At 61.8% G+C, this 12,899-nt stretch carries 5 protein-coding genes; 1 reads left to right on the top strand and 4 read right to left on the bottom strand.

The window, feature by feature from the left end; genetic code table 11:
* Positions 1–447 precede the first annotated feature (447 nt).
* Together AB3X94_RS01065 and AB3X94_RS01060 are read right to left on the bottom strand one after the other, a co-directional pair.
* Positions 448–8,673: a hemagglutinin repeat-containing protein gene (locus AB3X94_RS01065; RefSeq protein WP_368610604.1), complete on the bottom strand. Its 8,226-nt coding sequence runs from the start codon at positions 8,671–8,673 to the stop codon at positions 448–450.
* Between the two features lie 234 nt (positions 8,674–8,907).
* Positions 8,908–9,309, bottom strand: coding sequence for a hypothetical protein (locus tag AB3X94_RS01060; RefSeq protein ID WP_368610603.1), 402 nt, complete (start codon positions 9,307–9,309; stop codon positions 8,908–8,910).
* 696 nt (positions 9,310–10,005) lie between these two features.
* Here AB3X94_RS01060 and AB3X94_RS01055 point away from each other — a divergent pair.
* Positions 10,006–10,950, top strand: a complete 945-nt coding sequence (locus AB3X94_RS01055; RefSeq protein WP_368610602.1) for a DUF4238 domain-containing protein — start codon at positions 10,006–10,008, stop codon at positions 10,948–10,950.
* A 136-nt stretch (positions 10,951–11,086) separates the two neighbouring features.
* Here the strand turns inward: AB3X94_RS01055 and AB3X94_RS01050 are convergent, their stop codons facing one another.
* Together AB3X94_RS01050 and AB3X94_RS01045 are read right to left on the bottom strand one after the other, a co-directional pair.
* Complete coding sequence (locus AB3X94_RS01050) at positions 11,087–12,082, bottom strand: S49 family peptidase (protein ID WP_368610601.1); 996 nt, start codon at positions 12,080–12,082, stop codon at positions 11,087–11,089.
* Positions 12,082–12,891, bottom strand: coding sequence for a hypothetical protein (locus AB3X94_RS01045; RefSeq protein WP_368610600.1), 810 nt, complete (start codon positions 12,889–12,891; stop codon positions 12,082–12,084). The genes AB3X94_RS01050 and AB3X94_RS01045 overlap by 1 nt, the downstream gene beginning before the upstream one ends.
* Positions 12,892–12,899 lie beyond the last annotated feature (8 nt).

The raw sequence follows: 12,899 nt of genomic DNA, 5'->3' as shown, positions 1-12,899 counted from the left end.
TTGGCGTGGACGTTAAATCACAATGACGGGACAAATGCCACCGTTATTCAAACTCAACAGCGAACGCCTGACCATCAACGTAACCAGACCGAAACTTCGTCAATACCGACTCCGCGAACTTCGCAGTCAGCGCTACCGCGAAAGCGGAATCCAAGCCATCAAGGTAAATTGTGAAAGTACATTGACCTTGAGCATTCTCCCATGCAACAAAAACGTCTTCACTCGCGCTTCTCCAGAATTGGACGTTACGCAGAGACCCCGAGAGCACTTCCGAGAGCACCTTCCCGGTAGCGATTTCTACTTGGTCCCCGTCATCGGTCCATGTAGTTATCTTTGAGCTGTCTGGATTCGTAAGCGTCAGACCTAGGCCGTCCAGCAAGGCAACGACAAAGAGGAATGCTTGCTCCAAAGTTTCGGGAATCAGTACTCGACATACAGGCTTCGCCATCATTTGCTCCCGGGAATAATCTTGACGTTACCTTCACCAAGTATTTTTGTTGCAAGGTTGATTGCCGACTGAGGTGTACCCTCGGCGAAGTAGGCTTGTGCGGATACCCCGCGTTGATCAGCGATCGTCTGGTAGATACGAAGCTCCTGCCCCAACTTTCCGAGATTATTCGCTTTCGCCGGACCACCCACAGCAATTAGATTACCGTTCGCCGCGACGACGTCAATATCCGTGGAGCCAAGCCCTGGGACAGCAACCTGCTCGCCTGATATTGAACCATTGACGATGTTGGCGACAGATGTTTCGCGACCTTGCCCCACGAGCCGTGCGGCATCGCCAGACGTGTTTGTGGCCTTCGCCCCCTTGCCGGCCGCTGCCGCCGCCGCAGCCAGCGGTGTCGAAGGCACGGTCGCGGCCTGGGTACCCGCTGGCACTTTGGCACCTGCCTGCCCCAGCATCGCGCGCTCCTTGTCGAGCGCCTGCTTCAGTTCCTGCGCCTCCTTCTTCGCCTCGGTGTCGTTCTTGTCGTTCGCGGCGTTGTACAGGTTCACGTTCGATGCCATCGCCGCGCCCGCCGTGCCACCAACCGCTGCGCCCGCAAGACCCGACGCAATATTCCCCGCCAGATTGCCGAGCAGCGACGAACCGGTCGCGCCCGATACCGAATCGCTGAGCCCCTTCATCTGGTCAGCCAGCTTCGAAGAAATCGCCGCGCCTGCTGCGCCGCCCACCGCACCGAACGCACCGCCACCCAGGCCGCCGATCAGCGCACCGCCCGCGAAGTGGAGGCCCGCTCTGGCATCGCCTCCCTCACTCCACGAATCGAAGTCGGCCAGCGCAGCCGCCATGCCGTCAAGGTCGCCGTTCTTGTAGGCGGTTTTTGCTGCGTCGAGCGCGTCGTCACGCTTCATGTCCGCATACGCGCCGATACCTTGCGACACCGTCTGACCCGCCGCCTGTGCAGCCTGCATCGTGTCGGCCTGCTGCGACAGGATCGCGTTCACGTCCGGCGTTTTTGCAACCGTGCCGTTCGTGTTTGTTGTATCGCGCGACAGGTTCGCCACGTCCTGCGTCTGGCCCGCGCCGTTCGTCACGTTGATCGTGCCCGCGCTGATCGCGCTGCGCGTCGTTGCGCTCTGGTCGCCGCTTTCGTTCTGCGAAATCATCGGCGACACGCCTGGATGGCCGCTCACCGAGCCGGGGCCAACCGCCTTGCCGGTGTTACCACCGAAGCCCACGCCCGCACTGATGCCGTTGCTGTTCGCGCTGTAGTGGGACTGGTTCTGGATATCGCTGAACGTGAGCGTGCCGGTCGTCAGGCTGTTGTTCGACGCGTCGGCCGTGCTTGAGATCACGCCGCCCGTCAGGTCCGTGTTGCCCTTGACGTTGATGTTGAACCCGCCATCGCCCGCATTGATGCCAGCCTGTTCGTTGACGCCCGCGTAGTTCGAATCGGCATGACCGTTCTGCGCGCTGAAGCTGGCGCTGCCGCCGCCCTGACTGATCGTGAACCCGCCGCCCGTGCTGCTCTGGTGCGCGGCGCTGTTCGTCACGTCCTGCACACTCACGATATTCAGGTTGCCGCCCACGTCAGCCGCGATCTGCCTGCCGTTGATCTGCGAGCCGATGATGTTCGTGTCGCCGCCCGATATCACCGTGACGCTGTTCGCGCCGTTCACATGCGACGCATTCTGGATCGACGCGTCGCTGTTCGCATCGCCATGCGCGTTCGACATCGCCGCCGAGACGCCAAAGCCGCCGCCCAGCGTGTACTGCACGCCGACGCTCGCGCTGCTGGAACTGTTCGAGCTGCGCGTCGAATCGGTGTCGGTCGTGTTGATGACGTTCACCTGGTTTTTCGCCGCCAGAATGACATCGTTCGCGCTGATGTTCGACCCGGCGATAGTCAGGTTGCCGTTCGTTGCCACGAATCCCGCCGTGCCGCCTGCCTGCACGCTGGAGCCGCGTTGCATTGTCTGATCTTCCGACGACTGGCTTTCGCTCTTGCTGGACCCGATGCTGACCTTGATGCCGATATCCGGCTTGCCACCTGCTGCCGCGTCAGCCGCCGCCATACCGGTCAGACCTACGTCACCAGCCGCCGCGATGCTGTGCAGAGCAGCCGCGCGGTCATTGCCCGTGCTGGCCGAATTCTTCGCTGCCTGACTTTCCGAATACGCGTTGTTGATCGCATCGCCGACCGAACCCGCCAGACCAATCGTGAGGCCGCTGCTGCTGGTCTTCTGCGTCTGCGCCTGGTGCGAGGTATCGGTGGCCGCGTCAATGATGACGTTGGCCGCCGTTCCGGCGAGGTTCCCGCCCGCGACAAGATCGCTGCCGGTGACGTGCAGGGTGTTACCCGCCTGGATCGACAGGTCGCCGTTCAGCGAGCCGACCGTGCTCGCGTTGTTCGTGACACCCGATGCCTCACTGGTCGTCGCGAGCTTGTTGGTGCCGACCGTCACGCTCAGGCCGCTCGTCCCCAGACCCGTTCGGGTCTCCTGATAGGTGCTGGACGACTGCATGGTGTCCTGCGTCGTCGTGATATTCACGTCATGCGCAGCACTGAGCGCGACATCGTTCGTGCCAACAATCGTGCTGCCCTTGACGTTGATGTCGTTACCGCTGGCGATAGTCACGGCGTCAGCCGACACGAGACTGCCCTGCGAGCGCGTGGCGGTGGTGTTGCTCGAACTCGCCACTTCCTTGCCGCTCACGATATTGCTGTGGCTGTGCTGTTCCTGCGAATTGTCGACATAGGTCGCGGTGGCCGCGCCGATGTTGACGTTGTTCGCTGCCGCCAGCGTCGCCGCCCCCTGGTCGAGACTGATCGTGCTGCCGATGAGGTTGAGATCGTGGCCCGATGCGACGGTCAGTGAATCTCCGGCATGGAGCGTCGTCCCTGTCAGGGTATCGGCTGAGGTATGCTGCGACGCTGAATAGCTGACGTGGCTATCGCTACCGGAACTGCTGCTGTCGACGGTCGAGGTCGCCTTCGCCGCCTGGAGCGTGACGTCGCCGTTCGCCGCAACCGTCCCGCCACCGCCCAGGTTGATATCAGCGCCCGTCGCGGTCAGGTTGCCACCCACGCCGATCTGCGAGACGCCGCCGACGTTAATCGAACTGCCTGTCGTCTGGTTGAAGTCGGTATTCGATACGCCGTTCGCGCCCGCGACCACCTTATGCTCGCCGGTCTGCACCGAGCCGAGATCGTAGTTGCCGCCCACGGCCATGCCGAGGTTGCCGCCCACGTTCAGGTTGCCGCCGTTCTGCTCAAGGTTGCCCCCCGTCACAATGGCCGCGTCGCCCTTGACGTTGAGGTTCGCAATGGGGCCGAGCGTGGTCGTGGTACGCGTCGCTCCCGTCGCGCTGACCTGATCGACGGTATTCACCGCCGTATTGAGGATCAGGTTGCCGCCTGCGTTCAGCGCGAGGCTGCCCGCATTCACCGTGGCCGAGGTCAGGTCCACATTGCCGGTGGTCGCCAGCGACATCAGGCCGCCGCTTTGCAGCTTGCCGAACGCATTGTCGATCTGCTGGCCCTGGATCGACATCGTATTGCCTGCCTGCATCGTGCCGCTATTCGTGAATGTCTGCGTGTTCTGCAGATCGATGTCGGTCGCCGCGATCAGCGGACCGTTCATGTCCTGCTGGCTGGCCTTCGCGAGATAGACGACCGGCACGAGTACCTGCTGCCCGTTGACGGTCTCGGTCTGCATGATGATGACGTTACTCGTGAGCGCTGCCACCTGTTCAGCCGACAGGCTCATGCCGAGCGGCAGATCGAGCGACTTCGACAGCGACGCGCCCGCGTCGAGCATCGCCTGATACATCGACTGAAGGGCGGTGTACGGGCCGAGTACCGCCTTGCCAGTGAGCGACGTAATCTGGTTCCGGACCAGTTGCTGTTCGTAGAATCCGTCGCCCAGGCGCTTTTCCGTCGTCTGTGGGTTCAGGCCAAGCTGTTGCAGGTAGTAGTCGCTCGATATGAATGACTTCTGGTTCGTGAACGCCGGGTTGGTCTCGATCAGGTAGGTTGCGCCCGGTGCGCTCGCGCGGCTGAACAGTCCGCCCTGGGGAATCGAGAGGTTTTGCAGCACGTTCTGCGCCGTCGCACTGGCGATGACCGAATTGACCAGGCCGCCGCCGCTGACTCCGCCAACAGTCACGCCGCCCAGCGACTGGCCGGGCACAAGACCGGGCGAAGGCATCCCGGCGTGACCCGTCGTGTTATCGATGTTCATGCCCGTGCCGGAAAGCGTGCTGCCCGCGACAAACGTCGATTCGTAGCTCGGCAGCGCGCAATAGCGGACATCCGAGGGTGCCGCCTGGTAGCCGCCCGGATTGGAACCAACAAACGGCGCATCGCCAAACGGTAGCGTCCAGTTGTGTTCGGTGTTGTCGTAGTTGTTGTAGTGGTAGTAGCCTGAGTACGTGACCTGCACTTCCGGCGCGCTCTGGCCCTGCCAGCTGTTCTGGTCGAGCGTGACAGGCGCGGCAATATTGCCCACTGCCGCGACCGCGCTCCAGTAGTTCTGGAACAGGCCAACCTTCGACGCGTCCAGATTGCCGCCCGCCATGATTTGCGCCTGCGGACTGATGCCCGCAATCAGGTTCGCGAGCGCCACGCCCGTATAGGTCGTGTACTGGTAGCCGCTATTCCACTGGCCGCCGTGCGGCGGGATCGTGTACACACCGCCAATCATGGTCAGGAATGCCGGGTTATCCGGCTGGGAGATGGCCCAGCCTATGTCCTGACCGGAGCAGGCGGCCATGTCGACCGCCGTGCAGCCCGACAGGATGATGCCGAGCTGCGCGAGCAGGGCCGGATCGACCGACTGGTTAAGACCCGTCGTGGTCATCGTCGTGCGCGTGTTCGTCACCTGAGCGGCGTGCAGTTCCATGTCGCCGGCCGACTCGATCAGCGCCGACTGGTTGCGGATCAGGTTCGCGCTGGTGTAACTGCCGTCCGCATTCTTTCCACCCGCCAGCACCACCTTGCCAAGACCGTATATCGCGGTCGTCGCCTGCGTATCGGTCGTCGTGGTGTCGTCGCGGTTCTCGATATCGGGCGCAAGCAGTTCGAGCGTGCCGTTACTGTCCGTCGCGCCGATCAGCGCGGTTGGTCCGACGTTCGTGATCGATTGCGTGGCGTTCAGCGAGACGCTACCGCCGACCATCACGCCCGTATTCTCCAGCGTGTTCGAATGCGTCGCGAGCGTACCGCCCGCCATCATGACGCCGCTGTTCTGAACATCGGCGGCGTTGACGTTCAGGTTGTTCGTCGCCTCAACCAGCGCGCGATTGCTGAACGTGCCCGGCAGGGTGAAGGACAGGTCATGACCGGCGTTGAACTGCACATCGGGCGTGGGCGCGAAATCGCCCTGAACGCTCACTGCCACGTCATGGGCCGCGCTGTAGGTACCACCGCCCGTCAGCGTCGCGGCATTCACGGACAGATCATGCGTCGCGCCAATCTGGCCGTTCGTGTTCGCGATTGCGCCGGTCGTCGTAATGGCAACGTCGCCGGTCGAACCCGAGAAGGTACCGATCCTGCCGCCGCTGTTGTCGACGGTATCGGCCTGAACCGCGACGCTCGCTCCGCTCAGTTGACCGCCCTGGGTATTGGAGAGCGATGACGTGTCGACGGCCACATTACCGTTACCCGTCATGACACCGCCACTGTTGACGATCTGGCTGCCACCCTGCACGGTCGCATCGCCCGTGCCGAGGTTGCTGATGAGACCGTTTGTATTGTCGATCGACGCAGCCTGAACGCCGAGCGTGCTCGCATCGCCCACCGCGCCCGTACCCGACTGGATCTGTCCGTTCGTATTCGTCAGCGCGCCGCCACTGGCGAGCGAGAGGGACGTGAGCGAGCGCATCGCGCCCTGCGTATTGTTGATATTGCCTGCGATGCTCGCCGCGATATTGCCCTGCGCGGCGAACACGCCCGTCGCGTTGTTCAGGCTCCCGGCCTGCGCCGCGATCTGACCGGCAGTGATGATCGTTCCGTGAACGTTCGAGATTGACCCGGTACCGTTACCCGGCGCAATCGTCAGCTTGCCGGTACCCGCATGCGTAATCGTGCCGCCGTCGTTGTCGAGCGCGGCCGGTGCAAGCGTCAGGTCCGTGCTGTTGGTCTGGAGTGTGCCGCCTGCCGAGTTGTCGAGCGTACCGGTCACGTCGAGCGTCGTCGCGCCGGTTCCAGTCTGCGTGATCGTGCCGCCGTGGTTGATGAGATTCGTTCCGTGCAGCGCAATCTGGTTCGCGCTGATCGCGCCCGCGCTATTGTCGATTGTCATGGCGCTTGCGCTCGCCAGCTGGCCGGCTGCGATCGTGCCGGAACTGGTCAGCACCGTGCCCGCCGAGACGGTCGTGTTGCCGTTGGCGGCCAGGATGCCGCCGTTGAATAGCGTCTGCACGGCGCGGGCAATCAGCGACTGCACTGCCGTGATCGAGCCCGCGTTGGCAAGCTGCCCGGCCTGCGCGGTCACGCTCCCGTTGCCGCCGATGGTGCCGCCCGCGCCGTTGTTCAGCAGGCCCGTCGTGAAGACGCTCAGGCCATCGCCATTGAGTGAGGCGATGTGTCCTGCCGTATTGTCGAGGCTGCCTGCGTTCGCCGTTAGCGCTCCCGCCGCCTGCATCGTGCCGCCTGCGTTCGACACAGCACCTGTCACGTTAGCCGTCAGCGGACCACCCGAAACGATCTGGCCGTTGCGGTTCGAGAGTGCGCCCGCCGTGATGGTCTGCGCGCCGCCCGATGACATTGCACCGTTGTCGTTCGTGAGTGTGCCTGCCGCGCGAGCGTCGAGCGCGCCGCCCGCCGTCGTGGTCGCGCCCGACAGGTTCAGGTCACCGCTGTTCGCAGCGAGTGAAAGCGCGCCATTCGCCGAACTGGTCGCGCCCGCGAGATTGACCGCCGCGCCACTTACGCTCGCATTGCCGCCTGCCACATTGCGGCCGGTTGAGGTGACAGCGCCGGATGCGCTCACGTTCAGGTCGCCGCTCTGCGCGAGCGAACCATCACCGTTCACGCCCGCCGCGAGCGTGCCGGTGGAACTCACCGAGCCAGCGCTCAGGGACGTATTCTGCTGTGCGGCCACCAGGCCGCTGTTCGTGACCGTACCGCTGGCCGAAAGCGTCGCGCTTTGCTGCGCGTAGGTCGTGCCGCTGTTCTGGATATCGGCAGCGGTGGCGGCAAGATTACCGCTCGCGCTGGTCTTGCCGGTGAGGGACAGCAGGCCGTTCGATTGCAGCGTCAGGTCGCCCGCCTGCGCGGCGATTACGCCCTGGTTCGAAACACCTACACCGTACTCGTTGCTCGCCAGAAAAATACGCCCGCTGTACATGCCGCCCAGCTGGCTCACGTCAATCGAGACGGCCGGTGCGGGTCCGTCGCCCGCGATCGGCGTGAACGCCAGTGAGTCGTGACCGATCTGGTTTGCACCGGTGATAACATTCAGGCTCTTTCCGGCGTATATCTCCGCATTGACCTGCACCGCTCGGGCCAGCAGGTCAACCTGATCCACCGTCGAGCCGTCGAGTCCCGCTCCCTGCACGGTGATGTTGCCACGCGTCACATTGAAACCGGTGAGCGAACCATCGGGTGCGAAGTTCGGCGTACCGGTCGTCAGAATGGCGCGCGAGGTATTCAGGAAGCCGCCGCCGTTCACCGAAATGCCGGAACCGTTGGCGATCACCACCTCTGCACGTTGCCCTGCAACTTCGAGCATGCCGTTGATCTGGCTCGCCGCGCTGCTGTTGACCTGGTTCACGATGATGCGCGCAGCCTGGTTCGCCCCGAAGTTCGGGTTGCCGTTGATCTGCCCGGCCTGCTGCGTGCCCGTTATCACGGGTGAATTGTTCAGAATCGCGCCTGAACGCGAGACGTCAAATTGCGAATAGGTATTCAGCGATACGCCACCACTCCCCGAGGGTCGGTTCACGTTCACCTGTGGTAATCCGTTCGCCGTACTGATCACGTTCGGCGCGTTCGCGCCAGAGGGGACGATCTGTGCATCCGACAGAGTGGGAGCGAATCCGGCGAGTACCAGCACGGCAAAGGCCACGTGGCGCATCGCGAACTGCGTGATAAAAACAGGAGTGCGAGGCGTGCGGGTTCCGCCGTCACCGGCCCGGCCGTGGGCAATGGCGGTTTCTGCAACGGCAACGAGCATGCCCCGGGAGCGGCTGAATAACAGCCTGAACATGTTCTTATTCATTTTGCGTGACGCTTTTTTAGCAATCTTCCGAAGGTATGCCAAAACGCCTTTCAGGTCTGTCAGACAATGTCAATTAATCGCGATGACAACAGATTTTTCGAAAATCGGATATGTCTGATGGACGCTTTTCTTGATGTATGACAGTGCGAATATCCGTCAGGATCACTACCGGTTTTACTGTGCCGCAGGCGGAGAGGCGGCATCGAGCCGCCTTTGCCGTCAGGGATCAACCCGTTAGTGCTTCGTCGGGAAAGCGCTCAAAACCGCCAGACTGTCGCCTGCATTCTGTGCCGCGTCATCGAGAAGGTCTGCCGCATCACGGCGCGTGAGTCGCCGGTTCGGCAGGCCCTTCGCGTCGAGCGCCAGAGCGGTGAACAGTTCGTGATCACAGTCATTGATGCGCCGGTAGTCTTCGCCGATATGGACCAGGACTTCCAGCAGCCTGCGCTGTTCGTGTCTCTCCTGTGTGGTTACGGAAGGATTCCTGATTATTGAAGTCGCAAGTGTGACGAGGTATTCAAGTTGCTGCCCTTGCCGTTCGCAAAGATGGAAAGCGGCCAGTGCGAGACGTTCATACAGCAGCGCATCGACAGGTGGGCGGGAAGAGGAAGGCTGGGGTTTGATTGATTTGGACATACGCGGTCCCGGTACGGTGAAGTATCACCCGGACCCACGCATCAAGGTGGGTGGGCGGGCACATTGGCAGGGGTGGAAAACCGGCTCCGAAGACCAGCAACCGGCAGGCGCGAACGCCTCCCTGCCAAGGCCCACCCATTGACAATGGACGTGCAGAGGCAAGGGTACGGCCTGCAGGAGCAGGCGTACCGGTCTTCAGATTTTTCAGGTTTCCACGCCTGAGCCGTCGCTGTCTTGACGGCGATCCAATTATAAACGCGTGCTGAACTATGGTGTTATCGGGATACTGTGTCGTCGAACGGCAAGGCACGACGCATCGACCGCGCCAGCGCTACCTTCATCGCCGCTCACTTCCCGGAACACAGACGGCTTCCCGACATCGCCCCCGGGCTGCAAACAGGGGTTTGCAGCGTGCTTTGCAGTTGACACAGTTTCCATTGAAGAGTGCCCGACCAATACTGCGTCATGGTGCAAAGACTTTTCGAAAGCCGTAGCTACAGAAAGAACGTGCCGCGCAAGTACCCTCGGTTTTCGAGGGGGGAGAAGTACCTTTTGACTGCGGCCAGATCCCATTGAATGGCGTCACAGAAAAGTCAGCCTTGAAAATGTGCCAGAATCCGAGCGGTCCACTGACACTCGATGAAAACTACGCGAGCGAGGCCTGAGTTGGGAAAAAGTCACAAGAAGCAGCACTACGTGCCTGCCTCGTACATGAAGGCTTGGTGCGATCCTGACCGCCCACCAAATCACGAACCATTCGTATGGGTATTCGAGCGCGATGGCTCCAGCCGTGTTCGCCGTGCTCCGCATAAGTTGTTCACGGAGACAGACCTATACACAATCGAAGACGCTGATGGCAATCGTGATCTACGTATCGAGGCAACGTTATCGACCATCGAAGACCGCTTCGTGCGGATGCGCAACAGTAAATTCAACTTTCGCCGCGAGCTAACTCCCGAAGAGCACATCTACCTGTGCATGTTTGTCGCAGCTGCGCAGATACGAACGACTGCTTCCCGTGACCATCATGCGGCGCAATGGGGACATGTCCTGAAGGTCACCGATGATCTTGCAGAAAGCATGGCGAGAGCGAGCCCGGAAGAACAAGCGCGAATCGCCCAGGCACTAGAACCGCCTTCCGCACCTTATTCTTCGCTGACGCACGAGCAAGTGAGACAACTTGCCACCAAGCCGCTACAACACATGATCGGTCCCACATTGCGTATCACGGTACCTGTGCTTCAGAAAATGGACGCAGCGATATTTTGCACTGACGACCCTATGGGGTTTATAACGTCTGATGCTCCCTGCACATGGTTTGACCCCGAGGCCTATAAGCTCCCTCCCTTCTATCGCAGCCCGGGCCTTGGGATCAAGACGATAGAAGTGACCATGCCAATATCACCGCAGCAATGCCTCTGTCTCAACTGGCAGGGATGGACAGGCTACATAGATACGCCAATGGAACTGGTCGATGACTTCAACCGGCGGCATCGGTATCACTGCAAGGAGCACTTCGTAGTGTGCCGCGACTCACAGAATGCGTACTGGTTTCAGGAAGGAACGATGCCAGACGATGCGTGGGAGAAGTTGCACCCGCCCACAATGCAAGAGCGCACCAAAGGTTCGTCCGCCGTCTGAGAGCGTCATCACTTGCTCCCGATGGCCCGAGCGAGTTCGCCCCCGAAAACGCGGTTCACATTCGCCAGATCAACTACCTCCGCCCGATTTCAGGCCGGACAGGAAATACTGGATATGGGCGGGGACACGGGGCTCCTCAACGGAATGCGCGAGCAATTTCGGCCCTGTATTCCGCCCGTGACCACGACTTCCGGGATGCACGACGCCCCGAACCTCCTGTTGGTGTCCTTTGCTGGCCTGGCTGATCGACGGGCCGGTCGAGCCTGTCGAGCAGACGCGCAAACGCCGCATCCGGTGACATGACAGCATCGGCAAAGCCGACCACCTTCCCCGCGCCGCCGAGATACGTTGCGCCTTGCGTCGCGTGTACCTTCGACACAGCCAGACCGCGATTGCGCGCGACGGTACGGATGAACAGTTCGCCCAGCGTGTCTATGTCGGCCTTGATGCGCCGGTACGCCTCCCGCGACAGTGGCTTGAATTCATTGCCGTCAGCCTTGCGCGCGCCGGATGCGATCAGTGTCACGGCAACCCCAGACCGGTCGAGCGCTTTCGAGAAATCCGTGTGCGCGACGATCACTCCGATTCCGCCCGTGTCGCCTGTGCGCGGAACGATAACGCGATCACACGCCGACGCGAGAGCATATGCGGCCGAGCATGCCGACTCGCCGAGAATCGCCCATAACGGCTTTCGTCCGCGCGCTCTGTATATCGCGTCCGAGAGGTCCAGCATTCCGGCTAGCTGGCCGCCGTCGCTATTTGCGTCCAGCACAATGGCGCGTACCGCTCTATCCGCCAGTGCCGCGCCGATACATGCGCGCAAACCATCGTATCCGGTCACATAGCCGACCGTGTCCAGATAAGGCCAGAGCGAGCCCGACTTCTGCACGAGCAGACCGTAGACCGGAATGATCGCAACGCCCGCAATGACGGTGTACGGTCGCGTATCGTCCAGGATGCCAGTTTCGGTGTTGGCGCGATTGCCCCCCACAGGCGTGCAATCTGACTGTACGGTCCCGCAGTCCGTCCGGGCAGCAAAAAGCGTCGCGGCGATCCCTTCGATCCGCCGCGGCGCAACGGCAAGCGGGGTGTTGAACAGCCCCGTTGCGAGAACAAAAGTCGATGCGTTCATCACCGGTAGTACCTTTCGGAAGCATCCTGCGGCGGTCTGCTCTCATACACCACCTCGCCCTTGCGGACATAGGGCTTGGGCCGCTCGCTCACCGGCACGTAGCGCTTGTGCGTTGCCGCCAGCACGAGAGCGTCACGTATTCCTTTTACTGCCGGGGCGACCTCTGCACGCGCCGCCGCCTTCGTCGCGTTGTCAAGTTGCAGCCGGTTGGGTGCAACGCTCGTTTCGCCGAAACCAAGATAACGAGGCGTATGATGCGTGACTGGGATGTAGCAGGTGGAGAGATGACCAATCCCGCTGTCAGGGCAGACCTCGGCGAGTGCTGCGAAACGCGCCATCACAGGCCGCAGCAGAAGAGCAACCCTGTCGAGCTCAGGCAGGTACTTCTCGCCGACCTTCCAGGTCATCACGGCGGCGTCCTGCTTGACCCGCTGGATTCCGGCCTCGATTTCGTTATCGATTTGCAGGATCGCTGGTTCCAGCGCAGCAAGGCGGGCTTCGAGACGTCTCGCTTCCTCGTCGCATTCCAGCGCGCGACGCGCCAGTTCAGCGCTTGAGGTCGCGTGCTGCTGCTCGTCGTCCTGCGACGGTTTGTCGGCACGGCCGATAAACGCCACGTCGGCGGCTGTGACTGCCTCGCGAGCGGCAACGGCCGCGTCGCGCGCTTCCTTGACCTGTCCGGGCAACGCATCAATTGCCTCAACCATGCGTGCCTTGCGCTCCACCAGGACACGCAGCTGGCTGAATGATTCGAGGTTGCCGCTCTCCAGCGTCGCGGGGATGTTGCTGCTATCGGTGATGGTGCTCATGGTGCGCT

The sequence above is a fragment of the Paraburkholderia sp. BR10923 genome (genome assembly GCF_040948765.1).
Taxonomy (GTDB): Bacteria; Pseudomonadota; Gammaproteobacteria; order Burkholderiales; family Burkholderiaceae; genus Paraburkholderia; species Paraburkholderia youngii.
The sequence above is the reverse complement of the archived record's forward strand: the minus strand, read 5'-3'. Positions and strand labels throughout refer to the sequence as shown.